This is a genomic window from Photobacterium atrarenae, assembly GCF_024380015.1.
GTDB classification, from domain to species: domain Bacteria; phylum Pseudomonadota; class Gammaproteobacteria; order Enterobacterales; family Vibrionaceae; genus Photobacterium; species Photobacterium atrarenae.
In genome coordinates, this window is sequence record NZ_CP101508.1 from 1,289,560 (window position 1) to 1,313,129 (window position 23,570).

Sequence of the window (23,570 nt, forward strand, 5' to 3'; positions counted from 1 at the left end):
ATTGAATCTATGCAAAAAAGCGAATTAAAAACCCCTTACTTCATGATTGATGAAGCCAAACTGATCGCCAATCTGGAAATCGCCAAGCGGTTGAAAGAGCTGTCGGGCGTGAAACTGGTTCTGGCGCTCAAGTGTTTCTCGACCTGGGGTGTCTTTGACATCATTAAACCGTATTTGGATGGTACCACCAGCAGCGGCCCGAATGAGGTAAAGCTGGGGTATGAGACCTTCGGCGGCGAAACGCATGCTTACAGCGTGGGTTACAGTGAAGATGACGTCCGTGAAGTGGCTGACATTTGCGACAAGATGATCTTCAACTCGCAATCTCAGCTGGCGGCACACCGCCACCTGGTGGAAGGCAAAGCCTCTGTCGGCCTGCGTCTGAATCCGGGGGTCAGCTATGCTGGTCAGGATCTCGCTAACCCGGCGCGCCGGTTCTCCCGGTTAGGTGTTCAGGCGGATCAGTTGGATCCGGCGGTGTTCGAGACGATCGACGGCGTGATGTTCCACATGAACTGTGAGAACAAAAGTGCCGATGCGTTCATCGGACTGCTGGATGCGATCTCAGACAAGTTTGGAACTTATCTGGATCAGCTTCAGTGGGTCAGCCTGGGCGGCGGTGTTTTCTTTACCTGGCCGGGTTACGAGCTGGAGAAGCTCGCTGTGGCGCTGAAAGCTTTCTCCGAAAAGCATGGGGTCCAGCTGTACCTGGAGCCGGGCGAAGCCATTATCACTAAGACTACGGATCTGGTGGTAACTGTGGTCGATATTGTCGAGAATGGGATGAAAACTGCGATTGTCGACAGTGCCACCGAAGCACACCGTCTCGATACCCTGATTTATAATGAGCCGGCATCGATTGCAGAAGCCTGCGAGCAAGGGGAGCATACCTATGTGATCGGCAGTTGCTCCTGTCTGGCCGGCGATCAGTTCTGTGTGACCTCGTTTGAGCAGCCGCTGGAAATTGGTCAGCGTCTGCACATCATGGACAGTGCTGGTTATACCATGGTGAAACTGAACTGGTTCAATGGTCTGAAAATGCCGTCGATTTACTGCCGGCGCCAGAGTGGTGACATCGAGAAGCTGAACGAATTCGGTTACGACGATTTCAAACGCTCCCTGTCTCAGTGGTCTGTGAGCTGAGTCTGACACCGTTCCCGTCAGATGGCGGGCCGGTTCAATTGAGGCCCGGTGTTCAAATTGCCCCGGGCTTTTTTACGCGGCCAGGTTGCATAATTTCGATGCAACTTGGCTGAAGCGTCACTGATTATGCTGATTTTTAAGCAGTTGACATCAAGCTGTCATCTTTTTTATTGACTCATTTTTCAAAATCAGTAAATTACACCCCGTACCGAAGCGGAGTCATCTTCCGAATCGGTTCAAACAAGATGGCGCGTTGGCAGAGTGGCTATGCAGCGGATTGCAAATCCGTGGACCTCGGTTCGACTCCGGGACGCGCCTCCATTATTTGATGGCAGAGCCTCGACGAAAGTCGGGGCTTTGTTTTATCTGTGCTATTTCTGTGCAATCTGGTAGCTATTTGTGCCTACCTTCGTCTATTTTGGTCAGTACACTCCTGGCTTTCTCTGTCGTTCCTTTCTGGTCGTTTTTCTTTCCCTACCACGCTCTTATGCTCTCCGTAAACTGCCAATTTTATCCTCTCTCGCAGTGAAAGTGGGAGAGGGGATGTGATGAATAAAAATGACGATTCAGTGTGAAATTTGCGGCAGGGTCTGCGGTTAATTGGTTTTTGGTGGAAGTATTTAATTGTAGGGATGCTGCAAAATTCAATTTCTCCTTCCAAAACTGTCAATTACACGGTAATAATAGCATTGTTTTAGCTAAGTCCTCGAATGAGTATTTAAGCCAACGCAAAACCAAGGAAGTGTAAAAAGAGGAACAAATGAGTGAGATACTAAAGGGAATAAAACACTTTTTCAGCATTCCGCTGTTGTATCAGATGGGGTTTACCACCAGAGCGAAATGTTATTGGTTTCTGATTTCTACAGCTATATTATTGGTGCTTTTTGTACATTTGGTTGTCCATGTTGAACTCACGATCGTCGAGCTTATTCTACATGTTTTTTTTACCATAACGCCTGTTGCTGCTATTTGTCTTTTATGTGAACTGGCTGGCCGATTGATTTATAAGACGGAAATCTGGCCTTGTAAGATTAGGGTGTATCAGTTTCTTTTGCTTGCCACAATGGTGATTATCACGAGTGAGTATTTATTTGATTATCTGTTTACTATTTTTGAAGTTTATAATCATATAAAAAGTAAACATACAAACTTTGGTTATGACTTTAAAAGCTCGCATCTCACTTTTATATTAGTGTCCGCAGTGATGTTTATATTTATTCAGTTTGTTTTGCGAGTAAATTGGTCGTCAATTTTGAATTATCAGAAACAAAATTCATCAATGCAACTACAGGCAGTCGAAGAAAATAATTGCAATGTTGACAGCTGTAATCAAGCCGCAGGGTCCAGTTTTTCTGATTTAAACCAAAACGTTCTGAAGTTAAAGGTAAGAGGAGAGCAGATATCTGTTCCCTGCCATAGTATTGTCTATATTCGAGTAGAAGAAAATTACTGTCACATATGGCAGCAAACCTCCAGTGAGGAATACGAACGTCTTACAGTGAGAAAGACTCTTTCTAAATTGACAGAGCAGCTATCACCCTGCGAGTTTAAGAAAGTTCACCGCTCCTTTGTGGTCAATCTGCAATACATTGACTCCGTTTCAAAAGAGTCCAGCCGTTATTATATCACGCTTAAAAACGGGGATTCCGTGCCAATCAGCATACGCTACCTGGAAGATGTTCGTAAGGTAGTAGAGAAATGGCAAGTAGCCTGAATTTATGAAAGTAACGGGCTGATATTAGCCCGTTATTTTCCTGCTGTTCCCCCGCTATCATTTCATACGTGACACCTTCATTCGGCCCCGATCTTACCGGCTGTGACGAAGAGCATTCACCACAACCCACCTGAAATGTACTGGGATAGCTGCTTCCTATCACTGATTTCGTCACTTAATCACCTTTTTCTACATCTTTGCTCAAAATTATCATGTTATAGCCACTCAGGCTTGGAAGCCGGATAGCTTTGTAAATTTTCTATATCTGAGGAGGTTACCGTGACTATAACATTAGGTGCAGGTTTATGCCGATGGGGAAGTGCGCTTGCTTTGCTTACGCTAACAGGCTGTTCGTCAGCCATGTTCACTAAGATTGATTACAGTCATCTGTTCGATCGCAAATCATGGAGTCATACTGATCGTGTTATAGAGGATCTGCAAATTAAGGAAGGAGACCGAGTCGCAGACCTGGGAGCCGGGGATGGCTATTTCAGCTATTTCTTTTCAGAGGTGGTCGGTGAAAAAGGGCAAGTGTTGGCGGTTGATATTGATGAAGAAGCACTGGTAAATATTACGGATACGGCAAAAGAGAAAGGCTTTCATAATATCAGCACCATTCAAGCAGCACAAGATGATCCTTTACTGAATCGTAGTGATATTGACTTAGTATTCCTGTCAAATACCTATCATCATATTGAAAACCGTGTTGGCTATTTTAATAACATAAAGAAGTACCTGAATGACGGAGCACGTGTTGCGGTTTTGGATACGCGAGAAGGAACACCTTGGTTTATTATTCCGCACGGAATTCACGCAGAGCAAATTAGAAGTGAAATGAAGGAGGCTGGTTATATTCATATTGAAAGTCACGACTACTTGCCCTTTAATAATTTCGAGATTTTTCTTTTGAGTAAGTCGTAACAATCCTCACTGATGACTATTTTCGACTGTTGTAGAGCTGATATTAAGTTCTGTGTATATTAAATTCCGTGCTTTGTTGTCCTGAGCGAAAGTCTGGCTGGGATGATGGCCTGCGAATAAAGTCATCCTTGGGAGAAAAAATAATAAAATTGCCAAGACATATTCTGATATTAATTTTAGGGTGTGTTTGTTCCTTAATAGGGCCAGGGCGAGAGCGCGAGTTAATAAATTGTAAAATCATCACTCAAAAGGCATATTTTGATCTACAAGAAGAGTGATTTTCAACCATCTGCCAACAGGTGCTAAATGCATGAGTTGTTCAATAATTGTTCAGGTGGTGCATGGGAATTTATTGGTGAGCAAAAAGTGAACATACGTGCTCTCACCCTGGGTGCACATGGATATTTTCTTAATACTCTTTATTAACAAAGTTGTAATTATAATGGGTGAGCTATATTCTAATGCACTGATATTCATTAAGGAATGTGAGCTGTATGCGTTTTGATGCCTTTGATGGGACACAAACCCTGCGCGCCAGAGTGCTGGGTGGATTGTGTATCACCCTGGGGGTATTGGCCGCCTTGATGGCGATCTTGAATATATACTGGAGCCAGTCTTATTTTATCGGCTTTCTTGAAGGTATCTTTGCTGCGCTATCCTATTCCTTATATGTAAAAGCCAAACGTCAAACTTATACACTGAGGGAAAAGAACTATTATTTGTTATTCCTTTTCGTCTTGGTGACCTATGCGATTTACTCCAAACCATTATCCATGGGTGTTTATGTTTGGGCTTTTCTGTTACCTACCATTTTTTACCTGTTGCTTGGGAAAAAACAGGGCCTGGTCGTGTCACTTGTTTCACTGGTCGCGCAAAATATAAATATTGCGTTGAAACAACCGGCCGCGGATATGATCCAGTCGATCCCTGTGATGGTTAACTTTTCTTTCTGCTATCTCAGTATCCTCGGTGTCTCGCATGTGTATGAATCAAACCGCAATAAGGTTGAACAGGCTTTGCATGAGCTGGCACTGACTGATGCCTTGACCGGGGCTAAGAACCGTCTGGCATTTAAGAAAGACAGGTCGACACAGCATCAGCAAGGAAAGGTGCTGTCGGTCTTAGTTTTGGACATTGACCATTTTAAAGCAATCAACGATACCTATGGTCACGAGGTCGGCGACGATGTGTTGAAGATAGTCACCCAGCGTATCATGGCGGTTGCTGGTGAGGGAACGGTGTATCGCCAGGGCGGAGAAGAGTTTTGTGTGTTGCTCAATTGCCCTCTGCTGGAGGCGGCATCGGTCGCAGAGGGTATCAGGGCTAACATTGATGAGGCTGATTTTGTCAGCCAGGGCACGACGATTCACGTTACAGTCAGCCTGGGTGTCGCCGAGTTTGAGTTCGGTCAAAGTGAGGATGATGTATTGCGCCTGGCGGATGAGCGGCTTTATACCGCCAAGACCAAAGGGCGGAACCAAGTTGTCGCTTCGCATGATGTTTCGTTAGCCAGTTAATCTGAGCCGGATGCTGATTGTGGCCTCAGAGCGTACAGATCTGAAGCGGCTGGCACTTCAGGGCAGGCTTGATCCAGGGGTTTGAGCTCCGGCCAGCTGTTGAGCTGACAGAACAGTTTTTCCCGCCAGGTTTCATCCTGCCAAATCGTAATATGGCCGGGTCGTTCAGAAAGCCATAACTGTTTGGGCCCGTTTGCCAGTTCAAACAAGGTCTGAGCATGACTTTCGTCGATTAATGGGTCTCTTGTACTGTGCGTGATCAGAATGGGTACCTGCTCAATACTGGCAATCGTGTTTGCTGGCGCATAGTGATTGGTCACCGTCCAACTGAGCGGGTATTGGAAAAGCCAGGTGAGCCAGGATTTTCCCAGGGTTTGTTGCATAATTTTCTGGTGCGAACTGAAGGTGCTGTCAATAATTAACCCTTGTGGCCGTTCGGCGGGCGGTAATTCGGCGACCATGTTAATGGCGATTGACGCCCCGAGGCTTTGTCCCCAGACAATCACAGGCCGATTGACGGCTTGCCCGGCTTGAAGCGCCCGGTAACTTGCCAGGGCATCTTGCTGCACCGAGGAAAAATCCGGACGCCCGACAGAGCGTCCGTAGCCGCGATAGTCAATCATCACCACTTCCCAGCCTTGCTCTGCGAGCCAATAGACGTTGGCGGCGTGGTAACTCAGGTTTTGTGCATTGCCATGCAGAAAGAAAATCGTCCCCTGGTGAGGCGCCTGGGTCTGAATTTGCCAGCCATGGATAATGGTGCCATCCTCGGTTCGGAAGAAGCGATCACGTTTGGTAAAATCAAACATCTCCGGTGTCGGCGCCATTTTTTTTGTTGGCCAGAAGAACAGGCTTTCGCAGCCGGACAGGCTGATCACCAGTCCGATAGAGGTTATTAAAATCCAGAACTTACGCAACGGCATATCCCCCTTGACTCATTGTTTTCAGTGTAGTGCCCGCGACACGGCTTACCAGTAATATCGATAAGACACGCTGCTTTCTGTGGCCCCGTCGTAGCTGATCTTGGTGCGAATATCCCAGTCTTTGGCCTGCCCGAAGCGCTGTTCCCATTCCAGGGTGTGGCCATGTTGTTCAGTATTATCCAGATAATAGTGATAGCCAGCGGCGAGTGTGGTTCGCCAGTGTGGATTGATGCGGGAAAGCAAGCCGACAGAGAAGCCTGCCTTGAAATGGCCGCGAGCCCGGTCAGGAGCCTGGAGTTTGCCATCAAGCATACCGTAGAGTGTGCTGGCCTGGTTTAGCCGGTAACTTTTTCCCCAAGAGCCGGCGATCCCCGCCACCAGGCAGTCATCACATTGTAAGTCAACGTTGGCGATCCCAACGCGCACTGCCCAGCTGTTGCCGCCATCATAAGGCAGGCCGGTACTGGTGGCATTGAGATTCTGGACCCGGAACAGATCCCAGTTCTTGAGGCGCCATTGATCATCCCGGTACAGCAGGGAGAGATCGAACATCGACAGTTCGGAAAAGGGGAGACGTCCGGCATCAAGAGCCAGTAAGTCGTAATAATTGGCCCGATACCTCAGCTCAAGCCCTTCTCCCAACTCTGAGTTGTAGGTTGGTGATAACTGAATGAAGGAAGGAAACTGCGCTTCGTGCGGCGGTGTGACTGCCGGTGTTTGCCAGTCTACAGGTGTCGCCGGGAGGGTAAACCGCTTGGCCAGCAACTTGCGCTTGGCATCTTGCTGTGACTGGTCCAGTCCGCTTAATGAAGTTTCTATAAAGCTATATTCTTTCCTATTTGTCCCTATTCAAACACATGAGATCCATTAAGCCACACGTGTCATAAGAGCGTCGATGTTATTCAATCCAGTCATTTGATTCAACTTAATTTAAGTAATTTTTCGCTTGTGGATTCCGAAGTCACCACCTCGGGCGTCTCAGGGCTATGACTGAATATGCAGCAACTTTCTTCGCGAGACGACTATGATTACAAGGAGCCCACTTGTTCCTCATTGTGTGTTGGGCAAGCTGTTTTCAAACAGTGATGTACAGATGACGGAGAAGAACTATGAATAAAGTGCAACTTGTACTGGCAGCAGCGACGGTCACGATGTCGTCTGCCGCGTTTGCTGACATTAAAATTTCTGACAGGGAAAATGGTGCCTGGGTGACCGTGACGCATGAAGGTGCACCGGCAGCCAACGCAACGGTGTCAATCGTTAACCTGCCGCAGGTTCGTCAGAAATACAAAACGGATGAAAACGGTAGGGTGTTTTTACCGATCTCAGTGACCAACTCTCGATCGGTAAAATTCCGGGCCGTGACCCAGGAAGGGAATGTGTATAGCAAATTTGCGTTTCATGCTGACAAGAAACGTTGATGTGAAGCGGGTTAAAGCGTCGTAGAGCAGCGCTTTTGTTTTATCCGCGCATACGCCATGGGTCCGCCTTCAGGGCTCATGGCGCTAACTGAGCACCTCAATTCACCTCACCCAGCCAAGCTTATCAATGACTCCCGCAATTTAATGCTTCTGTTTTCTGAGATAACAGTCGGCATGTGTTATCGTATTATGGAATAACTTAGTTTCATATGTTTGTTGAATTCAGGATGGGCTTCAGGTCATATCGGTGCCGCGATAATTGTTTACATTGTATGACTTTAAGTTGATGAAATAAAAGAAGGAACTTTTCTTGAAAAAGATTGTGCTATCGACCTTGGTGAGTGCGGCAATGGGCTTGTCAGCACTGAATGCGTTTGCGGCTGACGTGCCGGCAGGGGTGGCTTTGGCCAAAGAGCAATATCTGGTGCGGGCGAACGGTGCTGAGCCTAATACGGTCGATCCGGGCTTGGTGGGTTCCGGCAGTCCGGGGGATGTGATCGTTAACGATCTGTTCGAAGGCCTGGTGATTGAAAGCCTGCAAGGGGAAACCATTCCGGGTCAGGCTGAGTCCTGGCGCATTTCAGAAAATGGTAAAACCATCACCTTCAAGTTGCGTGAGCAGCTGCAATGGTCGGACGGCTCGCCGCTGACTGCGCAGGACTTCGTTTATGCCTGGCAGCGTGCAGTGGACCCAAACACCGGCAACACCACCAGTTTTTACTTTCAGACTGCCAATGTACGGAATGCCGAGGCTATTATTGCCGGTGAAAAGTCACCGTCGGAGCTTGGTATTCAGGCGCCTGATGCCAGGACCTTAGTGATCACTCTTGAGCGGCCGACGCCCTATTTCATCAGCCTGATGAGCATTAAAACATTCTTTCCGGTTCCCCGAACTGTGGTGGCGAAATACGGGGACAACTGGACCCGTGCGGAGCACTTTGTCTCCAATGGCGCTTATGTCCTGAAGCAGTGGGTGCCGAACGAAAAAGTTGAAGTGGTGCGTAACCCTTATTATCGGGACAATGATAGAACCGTAATTAACGGTGTGACCTATCTGGCTCTTTCTTCTCAAAACGCGGAACTGACCCGCTACCGGGCCGGTGAGATTGATATGACCAACCGGGTTCAGCTGGAATACTATCAAAAGCTCAAACGAACCCACCCGGAGCAAATTAAGGCGTTGCGGCTGCTGGGTTCTTATGTTTATGCGTTCAATACCCGGGTGGCCCCCTTTGATAATCCGGATGTGCGCCGGGCGCTGAATCTGGTGATTGATCGTCAGTTGCTGGTGGAGAAAGTCACCGGTCAGGGTGAGCCCCCGGCGTATTCTGTGGTGCCGGACATTATCCCGGGCTATCAGGCACCGGTACCGGGGTTTGCCGCGCAATCCCGCCAGGAGAAGCTAGCGCAGGCACGTGCGCTGTTAAGCAAGGCTGGATATAGTCAGGCCAAGCCGCTGACGGTGAAGCTGACCTATAACACCAGCGAGAACCACAAGAAGATAGCCCTGGCGATTGCTTCCATGTGGAAACAGCTGGGCGTGAATGTTGCGCTGGAGAACATGGAATGGAACGCTTACCTGACCGCTAAGTCGACCGGCGATTTCACCGTGGCTCGCTCGTATGCGTTTGGCGATTTTGCGGAGCCGTCCTCGGTGTTGGGTAGCTTTACCTGTGGCCACGCCGGCAATGAAAGCGGGTTTTGCAACGAACGCTTTGATCGCCTGATCAAGCAGGCGGCAAATACCTCCGATCAAGCGCAGCGTTACGCGTTGTTCAGCCAGGCAGAACAGTTGCTGATGGACGATTCACCGGTGATCCCGCTGTATCACTATAACCACACCCGGCTGGTTCGTGCTTCCCTGAAAGGTTTTCCGGAGAATAACCCGAAAGGCAATATTTACGCCAAAGACATGTATTTTGTCGCGGAGTGAAATTCCCCCGGTCTTGTTGACTCGGATGCACGAGAGTAATGAAGGGGCGAAATGCCCCTTTTTTAATCCAGAGCCGCTGATGATGTCACCGTCTCGGCCGTCGTGGAGGCGGCTGGATTGAATTCTGCGCTGGAGATGTCCAATAGGTTGAATACCGTGCCAACTGAGAGTATATTGCAAACGTTTATGATAATGGATTTCATTAAGGTTTTTATATTCTTATGAATAAGATTGCATCCTCCGTTTTACTCAGCTGCTTTATTTCCATGCCGGCCCTTGCGGATTCGGTGACTATTGAACATCGAATGGGTAAAACCGTGATCGATGAAACTCCGAAACGTGTCGTCGTGCTTGGCATGGGGGCCTTAGATGCTGTCGATCAGTTTGGCATTGATCCCGTGGCCGTGAACAAAGTGGCGCAATTGCCTGCCTACCTGCAGAAATATAAAGGGGCAGAATATGCGGCTGCGGGAAGCTTGTTCGAGCCGGATTTTGAAACCATTTATATGCAGAAACCGGATCTGATTGTCGCTGGTGCCCGTGCCGCAGCCAGCTATGATGAGCTGTCTAAGATTGCACCAACAATCGTGTTTGCTGCCGAGAACGATCAAGGTTACTGGGAAAGTACTAAAGCGCAATGGCGGAACCTGGGCAAAGTTTTTGACATTGAAGCCAAGGTTGAGCAAAAAATCGATGCGCTGGATGCGGATTTCAAAGCCATTCGTGATTACAACCAAAAGCATGAAATCAATGCGCTGACCGTGATGAGTTCAGGCGGCAATATCACCACTTTCGGTGCCCAGTCACGTTTCTCTGCGATTTATAAAGACTTTGGGTTTAAAGAAGCGGTGAAAAGTATCAAAACCAGTAATCATGGCGACTTGATTTCATACGAATACATTCGTAAAGCTGATCCGCAGACCCTGCTGATTATTGACCGCGACAAGCTGGTGAATAAAGGGGAGAGCACCACGCGCCAGGATTTTGAAAATGATCTGATCAAAGCGACTCAAGCTTACCAGAACAACAAAATGACCTTCCTGGATCTGAACGCCTGGTACATCTCAATTTCGGGCGTGACGGCGACCGAGCAGATGATCCGCGATATGAAACAAAGCATCGGTATCTGATTGAACCGCCTGACAAGCTGAGGTTAGCTTTGAAAAAGTTATTGCTTGTTCTCGTGGGTTTGAGTCTGGCCTCGTTATTTGTCGGTGTCAGCGAACTGTCATTCAGCCAGGTGATGGCCGGGGATGAGGGTTCGCTGCATTTGCTTGTAACCAGCCGGCTGCCGCGGCTGCTGGCTATTGTGTTAGCCGGCGCCGGTTTAAGCATCGCGGGACTTATTATGCAGCAGATCAGCCAGAATCGGTTTGCTGCACCTTCCACATCCGGCACCATTGAATGTGCCATGCTCGGCTATGTATTGAGCCTGATCCTGTTCGGGCACGGCCATAACCTGTGGCTGATCTTTGGCGTAGCAATGGCCGGGACGCTGTTGTTTGTTCAGTTTATCCAGCGTATTCAATTCAAAAACGCGATTTTTATCCCGCTGGTCGGGATTATCTTCGGTAATGTCGTCGACTCTGCAGCAACCTTTATTGCTTACAAATATGATGCGGTGCAGAACCTGTCCGGTTGGGCGGTGGCTAATTTCGCCAATATCCTGCAAGGGGATTTTGAACTGCTTTATATTGCAGTCCCGATCACCATATTCAGCTATCTTTATGCCGCACGTATTTCGGCGGTGGGGATCGGTAAAGATTTTGCGGTGAACCTGGGCCTGAATTACCAGCAAGTCGTTACTATTGGTGTGATTCTTGTGTCGGTACTGGCGGCTAGTGTGGTGATGATTGTGGGCCAACTTCCTTTCCTGGGCCTGATCGTCCCGAATTTGGTCTGCCATTTTTTTGGCGATAATTTGCGTAAAAACATCCCGCTTACTGCCGTGTGCGGCGCATTACTGGTGCTTGGGTGTGATTTGATCGGACGCTTGATTATTTTCCCGTACGAGGTGCCGATTTCAATGGTGATCAGTATTCTCGGCGGCGGCGTGTTCATCTTCCTGATCCTGGGAGGGCAAAAACGTGTCGGATAGTCGTAAACTCTGGTTGCTGGCGATCACCTCGCTGGTCTTTGCGACACTATTTATCGGTGTCGGTCTCAATGCCGATAACTACGAGTATTTCCTCTCCCGCCGGGTACCGAAGGTGTTAGCGATGGTGCTGGCGGGCGTTGCGATTGCCCAGTCATCTCTGGTGTTTCAGACCATTACCCATAACCGGATCCTGACCCCCAGCATTATGGGGTTTGATTCGCTGTATGTCTTGACTCAGGTCAGCGTGGTAACCCTGTTTGGCAGCTTCAGTGCTTATAGCCTCAATGCCTATTTGAATTTCTCGCTGTCGGCCGGGATCATGGTGTTGTTTTCGCTGCTGCTGTTTGGCTTTTACTTCGCCAAACAGGGACGAAACCTGTTTACCCTGCTGCTGTTGGGCTTGATCCTTGGGCAGTTGTTTAACAATGTGTCGGCGTTTTTCTCCATGCTGATGGATCCGAATGAGTTTGCGACCGTGCAGGCCAATATGTTTGCCAGTTTCAGCAATGTGAAAGTTGAGCTGGTCTACCTTTGCCTGCCGTTACTGGTGGCGGCGAGTGTGGCCTTGTTCCGGATGCATCGGGTGCTGGATGTGTTTTGGCTCGATCATGACAATGCCATCAGTCTGGGGGTCGATGTGCGCCGGACGACTATGGTCGTGCTGATGTTATCGGCTTTTTTGATCGCGGTATCGACGGCGTTACTTGGCCCCATCATGTTCTTTGGCCTGTTAGTAACCAACCTGGCCAGGGAAGTGCTGGGAACGTATCAACACCGGGTGCTGCTGATTGGCTGCTCATTGCTATCGGTGTGTGCGCTGCTGTCGGGACAGTGGGTGATTGAGAACATCTTTCAGTTTGAAACCACCTTGAGTGTGGTGATCAATTTCATTGGTGGGGCGTACTTCCTGTCGATGTTGCTCCGAAACAAGATAGTGTAGGTCCGTGATGATTATCGTAGACAAGTTAACCAAAACCTTTGGCCACAGCAAGGTTGTAAGCCAGGCCAGTGCCCAGTTCGAAAAAGGCAAAGTTACCTCCATTATCGGTCCCAATGGGGCCGGTAAAAGTACGTTGCTGTCGATGGCCAGCCGCTTGCTGCCCAAAGACAGCGGCAGTGTGGTCATTGACTGCAAAGATCTGGCCGAGTGGGATACCAAGCAACTGGCAAAAAAACTAGCGGTATTGCGTCAGGCCAATAATATCACGATGCGGTTTACCGTGCGGGAAATGGTCGCTTTTGGTCGGTTTCCTTACTCGCAAGGCAAACTCAACGCGCAGGATCAGGCCGAAATCAATAATGCGATCGAATACCTTGGCTTGACATCCATTCAGGATAAATATCTCGATGAGCTGAGTGGTGGTCAGCGCCAGCTGGCATTTATTGCTATGGTCATTGCCCAGGACACAGATTACGTATTTCTTGATGAGCCGCTGAATAACCTTGATATCAAGCACTCGCTACAAATAATGAAAAACATCCAGCGCCTGGCCCGCGAGATGAACAAAGCTGTGGTGGTGGTGATCCACGATATTAATTTTGCCGCCTGTTACTCTGACATCATTATTGCGCTCAAACGCGGTGAAGTTGTTGCCAGCGGGACGGTGAATGAGGTGATTCAGGCTTCGGTGCTGAGTGAGATTTACGAAACACCTTTCAATATTGTCGAAGTGGAAGGCAAGCGGATGTGTACTTATCACTAGCTGATACGATAGCGAGCAGTTCAATCAACCCTACCCGCCTTCATATGAAGGCGGTTTTTTTTATCACTGCTTTTTCATGGCTGTTTTTCACCACTGGGGGGAACTTCTGAGTCAGATTTGACTCTGAATATTGGTTCCGGATTTCATGCCAGCTGTTTTCTGATCCAACCCCAAACACAATTCATCGGATGGGGGAGCAGCGGGTCATGAGATCTTTGCTACTTGGTCGCATAAATACGTTGTGGCGGAACCCCAAAAGCGCGTTTGAACGCATTGGTGAAGTTTGATGGGTGCTGATACCCCGCTTCATAGGCCGCTTCGGTAATGGTAACTTGTCCGCGTTCTAACTGCTGTTTGGCGATTTCCAGGCGCCGCTGCCGGATATAGCCACTGACCGTGAGATTGAGGTGTTGTTTAAAGCGCCGCTGCAGGTTAGACACACTCATGGCGAATTGCGCGGCTAGTCGTTCCAGTGACAGATCTTCATCCAAGTGTTTTTCAATATAATGGACAATCTGGGTAACCTGAGAGCAGCGAGGAGTGGCGGCATCCTGCTCGGCTTGAAATGAATCTGAGGTGAGTTGGTTGAATACGCTGGCCGTCAGGGTGTGGGTTAGAATTTCAAACTGCATCTTTTCATGGAAAGTGTGCGGATGCGATAATGCCATCAGAGCTTGGACCCTTTCGAGAATATCCTGATCCAGCCGGATAGGTTGATGGGCTTTATGATAGCGGGAAAACTGATGTACCGGGCAATCCGGCGTTGCCCGTTGGGCAATCCAGTCTGGGTGGAGAATAATATTCAGTTTACTGACTTGGTTGCCCGCTCTGAACTCGCGACGAAAGTTGGCGGGCTTGGCTAAATTCACGATGGTCGCACGGGGCCCATGGGTTGCATCCAGATGAAATTCCAAATCGTCATAACTGAACCCGAGTTGTCCATTGAGCAAGAAAGTGACAATGACAGAAGCGGGTGTTGAAGACACCATATTGGAGTCCGCCAGTTCTAAACTGGTACCGCCGTGTACTGTGATATGGTTATGAAAGCGATAGGCAATGAAATCCCCTTCCGCCAGCGGGGTTTGCTGGGTGCGTTCCTGAGTCAGAATGAGCTGTTTATCGTGGCACTCTATTTTTTTCGTTAGTGCAACTTTCTTTATTTTTCTACTTTTTTCCTGCGAAAACGTCATTTTGACCATTCCTAATAACTACTGTGCAGTTTCGCATAAGCTATTTAGCTTTCCGTTAATGAGAATCAATCCTATCATACGTGCGAATTGTTATCATTTGTGTTTGGGAATAAATTTCATGGAATGGGTAAAAAATACGCCTGCTAAACCATCTCTACTTTGTCTTGCTATCGGTATGGCGCTTTCTTCGGGCGCATACGCTGAAGAAGAACAGTCATATTTTGATGAAATGGTTGTTTGGGGCACGAAAGTTTCCAGCAACTCTGAATCTTTGTACTCGCAAGATATGTCGCTGAAGCAAGCGGATCATATGTCTGATCTGCTGCGTGATATTCCAGGGGTTGACGTGGGCGGGACACATTCCGTGAACCAACGTATTACCATTCGCGGCCTGGGTGAAACCGATCTGGATATCCGCTTAGATGGTGCGTCACAGCACGCAAACATGTTCCACCATATCGGTAACCTGACCCTGAACCCGGACATTCTGAAATCTGCCGACATCCAGGTGGGGAACAACTCAGTGACCCAAAATGGCCTCGGCGGTGCGGTTTACTTTGAAACCAAAGATGCCAAAGATCTGCTGCGTTACGATGAAAAATTCGGGGCCCGTGTTTATGGCGGTTACCAGAGCAATGACAGCCAGCAAGGCTCTCTGACTGTATACGGTCAACTGACCGATACCGTCGATGCCATGATTTATGGTCACTACATCAACCGTGAAAACTTTGAAGACGGTGACGGTCACAAAACGATCGGCTCTGATGGCGATACCTACAACATTCTGGGTAAAGTCGGTGTTGAACCAAGCGAGAAACACCGTTTTGAACTGGCCTATGACCTGTATCGTGACAGTGGTGATTACAGCCCGCGTCCGGACATGGGCGGCAGCGCGAACACCGCATTGTCCCAAGAAGCAGTGATCCCAACCGATTATGATCGTGACACTATCACGCTGAGCTACGGCCTGGATGCCGGACAGCACATGGGGAAAGTGGCGCTGTACACCAGTAAAACCGAAATCACCCGGAATGAAGCGGTACTGAGTGAATTTGGCGTACGTTGGCCGGGTAACCGCCTGTCTGTGAACAGCGCGGAAAACACCAACACTGGTATCAACGTGAAGTTTCAGTCCCAGTTGGAGCTGTTGTCACTGGCGAATCAGGTGACCTATGGTCTGGACTACATGAACAAAGACAGCGAAAGTACCTACGATGGCGTTAAGTTCATGGATGAAACGGCGAAGAGCAGCGCAGTCTTTGTTGAAGACCAAATCTTCTTCACTGATGATTTCTCGATCACCGCAGGTCTGCGTTACGACGATTACAAACGTGAAGCGGTAACGGGTACAGATAATTTTGATGAAGTGACCTGGGCACTGGGCACCGAGTGGAACGTGACTCAGGACTGGACTCTGTTTGCAAATATGCGTTCACTGTTTAAAGGGCCAGAGCTGTTTGAAAGCTTCATCAAGTATAACGATGTAGCGTTCCTGGCGGATGACATTAAAGCAGAAACCGGTCTGAACACCCAGGGTGGCGTGCGCTTCGGCAAGAACTTTGGTGAGCATCGTATCGGCGCTAACATCACTGTTTTCAAAACAGAGATTGATGATTACATCGCAACTAACTGGCAAGACGCGACCGAGAGCTATCTGATCGAAAACATCGGCGATGTAGAGATTACTGGTTTTGAAGCCAGCGCCAGTTATGGCATCGGCATGTTCAACAGTAAACTGTCTTATGCCAAGTCTGATATCGAAAACCAAGAAACAGGTGGTCCGGTTGCTGCTGAAAACGGCCGCAGCCTGGATGTCGGTGACAGCATTGCGCTAACGCTGGATTACCAGTCTGAGACGCTGGAAACCATCTTCGGTCTGACCTCGATTGTGGTGCTGGATGAAGACAATGTGTTTGAAGGGACGCCAGAGAAAGATGGCTACAATGTTCATAATGTGTATGCGCAGTGGGTGCCGTCAAAATTCGATGGCCTGAGTTTGACCTTCGGTATCGACAACCTGTTTGACGAAACGTATGCCTCACACGCATCTCGTTCAGGTGAAGCACGTGGTGCGACGCTGGATGACTTTGAACCTGGCCGTAACTTCAAACTGTCTGCGGCTTACCAGTTCTAAGCCCGCTTAAGTTAAATTGAAAGATACTGCTTTTCGGCCCACCTCTGGTGGGCCGATTTCTTTCGGGCTTACCGACAATCCCTTTGCAACACAATCTGATGATCTACTCGCTGAGCCTGGATCACTGTTAGGAATAGCCTTCACTTCAGCCAGTTAGTTTTTCCTCCGACTGTCCTTCTTGGGCGCCGCTGCTAAAACAAGTCCTTTTTTCTCAAATGGCATCAAGCTAAAGTATGTTGATTCTCCATCTGTTTCAGCGTCACGCGCTGCATTGCCAAAACATAGGTTCATGAATATATGTTCAAGTTTTTTGAAAACCTAACGGCGGCTTTTCCACCTCAGGAACCCGAACAGCCGCCGGGAAATTTATTTGCGTTTTGCCGGTTTTATACCCGCGGGTTTGAATTGCCATTATTGGCGATGTCGGTGCTCAGCGCGCTGGTGGCGATCGTGGAAGTGATTTTGCTGGGCTTTATGGGTCAGTTGGTCGATATGCTGGCCAACCACACCCCAGAGACTTTGTGGGCGGCAGAAGGCAATACCCTTCTGCTGATGGGCGGCCTGGTGATTGTGGTGATCCCGGCGCTGGCATTCTTTCATTCAATGATCATGCACCAGTCCTTGCTGGGGAACTACCCGATGTCGATCCGCTGGTTGGCGCATCGCTATTTGCTGCGCCAGAGTGTGTCCTTCTATCAGGATGATTTTGCCGGGCGTATTGCGACCAAAGTGATGCAAACCTCGTTGGCGGTGCGTGAAACCGTGATGAAACTGGTCGATGTGTTGGTGTATATCAGTATCTATTTTACGGCCATGATCATTATGATGGGGAACTCGGATTTCTATCTGATGTTACCGATTCTGACTTGGTTGGCGCTCTACATTGCAATTCAGTGCTACTTTGTCCCGCGGATGAAGCAGGTCGCGACTGAGCAGGCCGATGCCCGTTCGATGATGACAGGTCGGATTGTCGACAGCTATACCAATATCGCGACCGTGAAGCTCTTTTCGCATACCAATCGCGAAACCGAGTATGCCGAAAAGGGGATGCAGGGTTTTCTGAAAACCGTATATAACCAGATGCGCCTGGCAACTTGCTTTGTACTGAGTGTCGATGCCATTAACTACCTGTTGTTGTTTACGGTTGCAGCGTTATCAATTGGCCTGTGGATGAATGCAGCAGTCAGTGTCGGGGTTATCGCGGTGGCGATTAGTATTGCGCTCCGAATCCAGGGGATGTCGAAATGGATCATGTGGGAGATCGGTGGGCTGTTTGAGAATCTCGGGACCGTGATTGATGGCATGAAGACCTTGTCGAAGCCGGTGTCGATCCAGGATGTACCGAATGCGCCAAAATTGAACGTAGAAAAAGGAAGCATTGATTATGAGCAGGTCAGCTTCCATTATGGCGAAAAAGAAGGGGTGATCGAAAAGCTGAACCTGTCGATCAAACCGGGTGAGAAAGTTGGCTTGGTGGGGCGTTCCGGTGCCGGTAAATCGACCCTGGTCAACCTGCTGCTTCGTTTCCATGATGTGGAAGCAGGGGAGATCAAAATTGACGGCCAGAATATTTCGCTGGTGGATCAGGATTCGCTGCGCAGCAAGATAGGGATGGTCACCCAGGATACCTCGCTGCTGCATCGCTCGATCCGTGAAAATATTCTTTATGGCCGCCCGGATGCAACAGAAGAAGAGCTACTCAATGCAACACGTCAGGCGCATGCGCATGAGTTTATTGAGCACTTGTCCGACCCGCATGGGAATAGCGGGTATGACGCCCAGGTCGGGGAGCGTGGGGTGAAACTTTCCGGCGGCCAGCGCCAGCGGATTGCCATTGCCCGGGTACTGCTCAAAGATGCGCCGATCCTGGTGATGGATGAAGCGACCTCGGCACTGGATTCCGAGGTTGAATCGGCGATCCAGGAAAGCCTGTATCAGCTGATGGAAGGGAAAACCGTGATTGCGATAGCGCATCGGTTGTCAACGATTGCCCAGATGGATCGTCTGGTGGTGCTTGATGAAGGCAAGATTGTTGAAGAAGGTTCACATCAGGAATTGCTGAAACAGAACGGGATTTACGCTCAGTTGTGGGCACATCAAACCGGCGGATTTATCGGCGAGAGTCTGGAACAGGCGTGATACCAAACCAACTAAATATCTACTTAATTAGCGGTATCAGAGGGCGCTGAAGCAACCTGTGATGATCCAGCTTGTGACAGTTGGCTGTTTGGTGTGCATACGGGAAGCAGAAGCATCCCGTTGCAGTTGAAGTGCTGCCTGAGCACGAGCCGTTATGTGACTTGAAGGCTATAGCCGGAATGTATTCGTCAGCACTTTATAGAGTTCGGTTCCTTGCTGGACGCTGGCAGAGGCAAAATGCAGTACAGGAATACAGTCGCAGGGCAGGGTGATTGTCCGGCTATGGCTGGATTCACCGACCAAAGCATTAAAATGCCACAGGGTTGCCAGCGGCTCACCTGCCGGAAGTTGCTGGTTGAGCTTAGCCAGGTACTCGACTTGCCCCCCGGCCGGGCTGAAAAATGCTTTGTAGTCCTTGAGATAACAGGCCTGCATAGCCGAAGGCTCCGGTTGAACATAGTGTTCAAGCCATAGCCCTTGATGTTGCAGGTAGTTGCAAATGCTTTCGGCATCCTGTCGCGCGCCGGCAACATCCAGGTGCTCCTGTGAACCCAGTTCAATGGTGAAAGCATCAACCATGACCGGTAACTCACGCCCGTGCAGGGCAAAGTGCTGGCTCAACTGCCACCACGGACTAAAGCTGGCTTCATCCATGGCACCGCTGAAATCACTCGGGATCAGGATATTCAGCGGAATATGAAAATGGCGCGCCCGCTTTCTGGCATATTCGGGCACATACAGGTGTTGCGCTGAAATCGGACCGGTATGCAGATCCAGGACAATATCTGCCTCGACGGCCATTTTTTGCAGGTTGAGCGCCAGGTGTTGACCGCACGTCAGTCCCCAGGGGGAAGCCATTCTTGCTTCAAGCTGCTGTTTCAGCCGGGTGCGAAAGGCATCACGGATCTCGCTTTCTTCGGCATCCAGGTAGTCTTGGGTGAAAGGCTCGAGCATACTGTGGTCAAAGTGATACTGGCGGTTCCAGTTGATCCCGGTGACCGGATCAAAGCGGCCTAGGGTAAATTCGCCGCTTTTTTGGTTGATCCCAAGCGGGTTTGCTTGCGGGACCATCACGACATCCCCTTGCGGCGGATATTGGCGAAACAGATTCAACAGCTGATAAATGACCGCATTGCCCTGCACCTCAGCGCCGTGGATATTGGCCTGGATATAGACACGTGGGCCGTTTCCCTGGCCCTGAATATGAATGACCGGGACCTCCATGGGATCGCCGGTGGGTTGCTCACCGACTTTGACTGTTGTGGTTGTGATCATAAGCGACTCTTTATCAGACTCCATCCGTATAGTTATTGGGCCAGGCAGGTGTTCATCCACTGATTAACCTGATGGTTGGCATCGAGTACCGGTGTGAGTTCCGGCAACTCGTCCATGTACAAGGGTGGGCGCAAACCAGCATGGCGCAGACGTCCCTGGTGCTGCATCAGGGCTTTAACCGCAATTGGATTCGCGGCGCAGAACAGGCTGTTGCCCGCGTCTTGCCATAATTGTTTAAAACTTGGTGCTGCTTGGCTCAGAGTTTGCTGAACGTATAAGGCGGTTGCTTCCGGCCAGGCATTTCCGGCCACAGAGACGAGGCCACAGGCGCCGGCCGCAGCAAAATCAACAAACAGGGCATCGTCACCGCAGAAAAATTGCAGGGTGGGCGCTGCCTGGATGTAGCGGGTAAAGGTTTCCACGTTACCACTGGCCTCTTTGACGGCCCAGGCATTCGGGTGTTTGGCAATCGCGCCCAAAGTTTGTGCATCCAGCGCTGCGCCGGTTCGCGACGGCACGTTATAGATCATGCATGGCCAACGGCTGTCATCAAGCAGGCTTTCAAACCACTTTTGCTGGCTGGCCGCGCCGGGCTTCGCGTACAAAGGCACAGGGAGCAGCAGCGCATCGATCGGATAGTCGGCTAAGAATGCCAGCCATTGCCGTTGCTGTTGAAGCTGATAACCGCCAACGCCGACCATCAGGGGAACGGACAATGCCAGTGCGCATACATGACGAACCACGGCTTGTTGCTCTTCTGGGGTCATCGCCAGTGCTTCCCCGGTGCTCCCCAGTAGCAAGATTCCGTTACCGGCGGCGTTTTGCTCTGCGACTAGTTGTGTCAGTGTGTCGAAGTCAATCGATTCATCGTCGTTGAAAGGGGTAATTAAAGCCGTCCATAGCGTTGTCTGGTTGAGTGACGTGGCTTGCGGCGATACCAGATGTTCTGTTGTAGGGAATGAATTTTGAATTGGCATCTCTAATCCGAATGTCATAGTTATCCGTTTAGAGAGCTTGGCATTGCGAAAAAGCCGATGGCTGTGGGCCATTCTTGAAGGCAAAAAAGCACAAACACCAGAAGCTCTCCACCAGCGGTGACAGCCCTGGGGATTCAGCCCCAGTGACCGATAAGCTCTGCTTCCAAATGCAGGCTTACCTCGGCGTTAACCCCCTGATCTGTCTTCAGTGGTATTTGGATACCTCGTACAGACTGCCTGGTTAACGCGCCTCTTCTGATCCCTTGAGAGGGAATGATTCGATTCAACCATCAATGATGACGGGATGTCAATCATCGCTATGACTTTTTATGCGAATCCGGTTGATTTTATTCACCGTAAACCGTGCTTCGGGCTCAAAATTGCCGGGTGAGCGCTGCTGCGACAATGCCTGCCGTAATGGCCGGCAGGGGTTTTTGCCAGATAAACATAATCACCGCCGTCGAGAGTAGCGCAAGCCGGGCACCCAGATCACCCTCAACCGCCAAGGGGGCCAGCAGTGCGACCAGAACAGAGCCGGACATGGCGGTGATAAATTGTTGGATCCGATAGCCAATGGGAATAAATGACATGATAAACACGCCGCCCCAGCGGGTGACGAGGGTGACCAGTGCCATCACTAGAATAATCAGTAACGTACCGCCAAAACTGGTTTCAATGCTCATAATTTTTTCTCCGTCCAAAATGCACCCAGGCTGCCGCCGGCAATGGCACCGACCACGACATGACTGTTCTCAGGTAAAAACCAATAGGCGAGCAGGGATGATCCGGCAGCGATCGCCCAGATAGCAACGATTCGTAGATTTTTCGGACCCACCCCAACCATCGAGAGCAAAAAGCACCCCATGACCATATCCAGTCCCAAGCTAACCGGATCGGAAATGGCATTGCCGAAATACAGCCCCAGCCAAGTGCCGACGATCCAGAATGACCACAGCGCAATCCCCCCGCCCAGTAGCAGGCCAAGGCCGGGCTCCTTACGGCTGAAGGCATTCATCGACATGGCCCAGTTGGCATCCGATGCAAACAGCATCACCCCATAGCGCTTTGCCGGTGACAGCTCGCGCAACCAGGGATAGAGCGTCGCCCCCATCAGCAGGTGCCGTGCGTTGATGGCAAAAACGGTGATCATCATCGGGATGAGGGGCACTTCTGCTCCCCATAGATCTAAGGTTGCAAACTGGGAAGCGCCGGCGAAGACCAGGGCGCTCATCAGCATGGTTGAAATGTTATCCAGCCCGGTTTGGGCTGAAGCAACCCCGAAAGCAATTCCGAAAACGATCACGAAAAAGGAGAGGGGAACCAATTGCGTAAAGCCGTTCCAGACATCTTTGTGGGTGAACTCGTGTAAGCGAGTCTCAGGGATTAAGTCCTGTTGAGCGTCGGTCTGCATGATTATCTTTCTAGTCTGCGTGGTTCGAAAATAGTGTGAATAAGGATCCTGTTCAGCACCAAGCGTGATTTATTATACAATTTGACAGTATCGATGAGAGAGTGCCATGAGTGATACAGATATTCAACAGATTGATAACATGCTTTTCGGGAAAGTGTCATGCCCGGCGATGGCAGTCGCCGGGCAGAGCCGGCTCTAGGCTGAACTCACAGAATTTGCCAATGGCTGAGGCAGGGAAGGGGATTGCAGAAAAGCACTGGTGAGCTGTTGGAACAGGGCATCGACGGCAGGGCGGGATGGCAGGTGGTCAAACAGCGGGGTATGCACATCTGCCAGGATTGGCGCATTGTGGTTACAAATCTGGTTGCACAGTTGCACTGGCTTGATCATTGCGTCCATATTACCTTCGAGCAAAATACAGGCCTGGGAGAGCACAACCTGGCCGCCGCCTCTTTTCAGCAACACCCGCTGCGCGGTTCCCACCACTTTTTTACCATCGATATTGAGGTTGTAATCCCCGTCGCAATAAGAGCCGGGCGTGGCGTGAATATCTACCTTGATACCAAGTTCGGCAAAGAAATGACTCAGAATCCGGCATAAGTTGATATATGCCGTTTTAATATCGTATGGCTGGCTATCCGGCCAGTGATAAATATGGGAGAGGTTGATCACCCCCGGCAGCTGGGGCACCGGCGCGCCTCCGGTTTTACGCGCGACCAGCTGCCAGCCAATGCGCTCCAACTCGGTTTTAAGCAATGGTGTCACCGGCCACTTCTTCCCTGCCGGCAATACCAAGGCCGGACTTTTAGCCTGCCACAGTAGCAACACCTGGGAGAGCGTATTCGCCTGCACCTGCTGCAACAATTCAGCTTCTTTGTTGAACAAGTCTTCAGCGTCAATGCTGAGGTAGCGAATGAGTTTGTTTTTGGTTGCCAACAGTGCCTCCTGAGGATGACATAGCAGAGCCTACTATGCTGGCGGGATTATGGCGTAAAGACAAGCACATTATGAGAGGTTTTACGTACCTTATCTTGCAAATTAAAACATTGGTTGTGATATACGGGGTTTGGA

20 protein-coding genes, 1 tRNA gene and 1 riboswitch are annotated in these 23,570 nt (G+C 49.8%); of the genes, 13 read left to right on the top strand and 8 right to left on the bottom strand.

Annotated elements, in window-relative coordinates; translation table 11 throughout:
* Positions 1-9 precede the first annotated feature (9 nt).
* The 5 genes from nspC to NNL38_RS06120 all read left to right on the top strand — a co-directional run bounded on the left by nspC (position 10) and on the right by NNL38_RS06120 (position 5,295).
* On the top strand, positions 10-1,143 hold the full coding sequence (gene nspC / locus NNL38_RS06100) for a carboxynorspermidine decarboxylase (protein WP_255390131.1): 1,134 nt from the start codon (positions 10-12) through the stop codon (positions 1,141-1,143).
* Between the two features lie 247 nt (positions 1,144-1,390).
* A tRNA-Cys gene (locus NNL38_RS06105) sits at positions 1,391-1,464 on the top strand.
* A gap of 439 nt (positions 1,465-1,903) precedes the next feature.
* Positions 1,904-2,857 (top strand): LytR/AlgR family response regulator transcription factor, encoded by a 954-nt coding sequence (locus NNL38_RS06110; protein ID WP_255390132.1) that lies wholly within the window; start codon positions 1,904-1,906, stop codon positions 2,855-2,857.
* A 279-nt stretch (positions 2,858-3,136) separates the two neighbouring features.
* Positions 3,137-3,778: a class I SAM-dependent methyltransferase gene (locus NNL38_RS06115; protein ID WP_255390133.1), complete on the top strand. Its 642-nt coding sequence runs from the start codon at positions 3,137-3,139 to the stop codon at positions 3,776-3,778.
* Positions 3,779-4,272: 494 nt separating this feature from the next.
* On the top strand, positions 4,273-5,295 hold the full coding sequence (locus NNL38_RS06120) for a GGDEF domain-containing protein (protein ID WP_255390134.1): 1,023 nt from the start codon (positions 4,273-4,275) through the stop codon (positions 5,293-5,295).
* Here the strand turns inward: NNL38_RS06120 and NNL38_RS06125 are convergent.
* Positions 5,292-6,218: an alpha/beta hydrolase gene (locus tag NNL38_RS06125; RefSeq protein ID WP_255390135.1), complete on the bottom strand. Its 927-nt coding sequence runs from the start codon at positions 6,216-6,218 to the stop codon at positions 5,292-5,294. The genes NNL38_RS06120 and NNL38_RS06125 overlap by 4 nt on opposite strands.
* 45 nt (positions 6,219-6,263) lie before the next feature.
* Positions 6,264-6,983 carry a DUF7840 domain-containing protein gene (locus tag NNL38_RS06130; RefSeq protein ID WP_255390136.1) on the bottom strand — a complete coding sequence of 240 codons (720 nt, stop codon included), beginning with the start codon at positions 6,981-6,983 and terminating at the stop codon, positions 6,264-6,266.
* Positions 6,984-7,327: 344 nt separating this feature from the next.
* On the opposite strand from NNL38_RS06130, the gene NNL38_RS06135 reads away from it, so the two are divergent.
* The 6 genes from NNL38_RS06135 (at position 7,328) to vctC (ending at position 13,373) form a co-directional block, all read left to right on the top strand.
* Positions 7,328-7,639: a DUF4198 domain-containing protein gene (locus tag NNL38_RS06135; protein WP_255390137.1), complete on the top strand. Its 312-nt coding sequence runs from the start codon at positions 7,328-7,330 to the stop codon at positions 7,637-7,639.
* 349 nt (positions 7,640-7,988) lie between these two features.
* Positions 7,989-9,572: a peptide ABC transporter substrate-binding protein gene (locus NNL38_RS06140; RefSeq protein ID WP_255390573.1), complete on the top strand. Its 1,584-nt coding sequence runs from the start codon at positions 7,989-7,991 to the stop codon at positions 9,570-9,572.
* A gap of 221 nt (positions 9,573-9,793) precedes the next feature.
* Positions 9,794-10,702 (top strand): siderophore ABC transporter substrate-binding protein, encoded by a 909-nt coding sequence (locus NNL38_RS06145; protein WP_255390138.1) that lies wholly within the window; start codon positions 9,794-9,796, stop codon positions 10,700-10,702.
* Between the two features lie 29 nt (positions 10,703-10,731).
* Positions 10,732-11,670 (top strand): iron chelate uptake ABC transporter permease subunit VctD, encoded by a 939-nt coding sequence (gene vctD, locus NNL38_RS06150; RefSeq protein WP_255390139.1) that lies wholly within the window; start codon positions 10,732-10,734, stop codon positions 11,668-11,670.
* On the top strand, positions 11,660-12,610 hold the full coding sequence (locus tag NNL38_RS06155) for an iron chelate uptake ABC transporter family permease subunit (protein ID WP_255390140.1): 951 nt from the start codon (positions 11,660-11,662) through the stop codon (positions 12,608-12,610). Before vctD ends, NNL38_RS06155 begins: the two co-directional genes overlap by 11 nt.
* Positions 12,611-12,617: 7 nt before the next feature.
* Positions 12,618-13,373 carry an iron chelate ABC transporter ATP-binding protein VctC gene (gene vctC, locus NNL38_RS06160; protein WP_255390574.1) on the top strand — a complete coding sequence of 252 codons (756 nt, stop codon included), beginning with the start codon at positions 12,618-12,620 and terminating at the stop codon, positions 13,371-13,373.
* A gap of 218 nt (positions 13,374-13,591) precedes the next feature.
* Here vctC and NNL38_RS06165 read toward each other — a convergent pair whose 3' ends face one another.
* Positions 13,592-14,563 carry an AraC family transcriptional regulator gene (locus NNL38_RS06165; protein ID WP_255390141.1) on the bottom strand — a complete coding sequence of 324 codons (972 nt, stop codon included), beginning with the start codon at positions 14,561-14,563 and terminating at the stop codon, positions 13,592-13,594.
* 118 nt (positions 14,564-14,681) lie between these two features.
* Between NNL38_RS06165 and NNL38_RS06170 the strand changes: the two genes are divergently transcribed.
* Complete coding sequence (locus tag NNL38_RS06170; RefSeq protein ID WP_255390142.1) at positions 14,682-16,697, top strand: TonB-dependent siderophore receptor; 2,016 nt, start codon at positions 14,682-14,684, stop codon at positions 16,695-16,697.
* A 297-nt stretch (positions 16,698-16,994) separates the two neighbouring features.
* Positions 16,995-18,836, top strand: a complete 1,842-nt coding sequence (locus tag NNL38_RS06175; protein WP_255390143.1) for an ABC transporter ATP-binding protein — start codon at positions 16,995-16,997, stop codon at positions 18,834-18,836.
* 168 nt (positions 18,837-19,004) lie between these two features.
* On the opposite strand, the gene NNL38_RS06180 is transcribed toward NNL38_RS06175, so the two are convergent.
* The 5 genes from NNL38_RS06180 to NNL38_RS06200 all read right to left on the bottom strand — a co-directional run bounded on the left by NNL38_RS06180 (position 19,005) and on the right by NNL38_RS06200 (position 23,435).
* Entirely contained in the window at positions 19,005-20,111 is a 1,107-nt protein-coding gene (locus NNL38_RS06180; RefSeq protein WP_255390144.1) for a succinylglutamate desuccinylase/aspartoacylase family protein, read from the bottom strand.
* 32 nt (positions 20,112-20,143) lie between these two features.
* Positions 20,144-21,088, bottom strand: coding sequence for a 4-hydroxy-tetrahydrodipicolinate synthase (gene dapA, locus NNL38_RS06185; protein WP_255390145.1), 945 nt, complete (start codon positions 21,086-21,088; stop codon positions 20,144-20,146).
* A gap of 93 nt (positions 21,089-21,181) precedes the next feature.
* A riboswitch (Lysine riboswitch) is annotated at positions 21,182-21,351 on the bottom strand.
* A gap of 111 nt (positions 21,352-21,462) precedes the next feature.
* The gene (locus NNL38_RS06190; RefSeq protein ID WP_255390146.1) at positions 21,463-21,771 is read right to left on the bottom strand and encodes an AzlD family protein; all 309 of its coding nucleotides are present in this window, start codon (positions 21,769-21,771) and stop codon (positions 21,463-21,465) included.
* Positions 21,768-22,499, bottom strand: coding sequence for an AzlC family ABC transporter permease (locus NNL38_RS06195; protein ID WP_255390147.1), 732 nt, complete (start codon positions 22,497-22,499; stop codon positions 21,768-21,770). Before NNL38_RS06195 ends, NNL38_RS06190 begins: the two co-directional genes overlap by 4 nt.
* 195 nt (positions 22,500-22,694) lie before the next feature.
* The gene (locus tag NNL38_RS06200; protein WP_255390148.1) at positions 22,695-23,435 is read right to left on the bottom strand and encodes a lipoate--protein ligase family protein; all 741 of its coding nucleotides are present in this window, start codon (positions 23,433-23,435) and stop codon (positions 22,695-22,697) included.
* Positions 23,436-23,570 lie beyond the last annotated feature (135 nt).

Coding starts and splice junctions, on each gene's coding strand:
- NNL38_RS06135 (WP_255390137.1), top strand. CDS start 7,328: ATGAATAAAGTGCAACTTGTACTGGCAGCAGCGACGGTCACGATGTCG.
- NNL38_RS06110 (WP_255390132.1), top strand. CDS start 1,904: ATGAGTGAGATACTAAAGGGAATAAAACACTTTTTCAGCATTCCGCTG.
- NNL38_RS06190 (WP_255390146.1), bottom strand. CDS start 21,771: ATGAGCATTGAAACCAGTTTTGGCGGTACGTTACTGATTATTCTAGTG.
- vctC (WP_255390574.1), top strand. CDS start 12,618: ATGATTATCGTAGACAAGTTAACCAAAACCTTTGGCCACAGCAAGGTT.
- NNL38_RS06140 (WP_255390573.1), top strand. CDS start 7,989: ATGGGCTTGTCAGCACTGAATGCGTTTGCGGCTGACGTGCCGGCAGGG.
- NNL38_RS06175 (WP_255390143.1), top strand. CDS start 16,995: ATGTTCAAGTTTTTTGAAAACCTAACGGCGGCTTTTCCACCTCAGGAA.
- NNL38_RS06180 (WP_255390144.1), bottom strand. CDS start 20,111: ATGATCACAACCACAACAGTCAAAGTCGGTGAGCAACCCACCGGCGAT.
- dapA (WP_255390145.1), bottom strand. CDS start 21,088: ATGCCAATTCAAAATTCATTCCCTACAACAGAACATCTGGTATCGCCG.
- NNL38_RS06120 (WP_255390134.1), top strand. CDS start 4,273: ATGCGTTTTGATGCCTTTGATGGGACACAAACCCTGCGCGCCAGAGTG.
- NNL38_RS06145 (WP_255390138.1), top strand. CDS start 9,794: ATGAATAAGATTGCATCCTCCGTTTTACTCAGCTGCTTTATTTCCATG.
- NNL38_RS06195 (WP_255390147.1), bottom strand. CDS start 22,499: ATGCAGACCGACGCTCAACAGGACTTAATCCCTGAGACTCGCTTACAC.
- nspC (WP_255390131.1), top strand. CDS start 10: ATGCAAAAAAGCGAATTAAAAACCCCTTACTTCATGATTGATGAAGCC.
- NNL38_RS06170 (WP_255390142.1), top strand. CDS start 14,682: ATGGAATGGGTAAAAAATACGCCTGCTAAACCATCTCTACTTTGTCTT.
- NNL38_RS06165 (WP_255390141.1), bottom strand. CDS start 14,563: ATGACGTTTTCGCAGGAAAAAAGTAGAAAAATAAAGAAAGTTGCACTA.
- NNL38_RS06125 (WP_255390135.1), bottom strand. CDS start 6,218: ATGCCGTTGCGTAAGTTCTGGATTTTAATAACCTCTATCGGACTGGTG.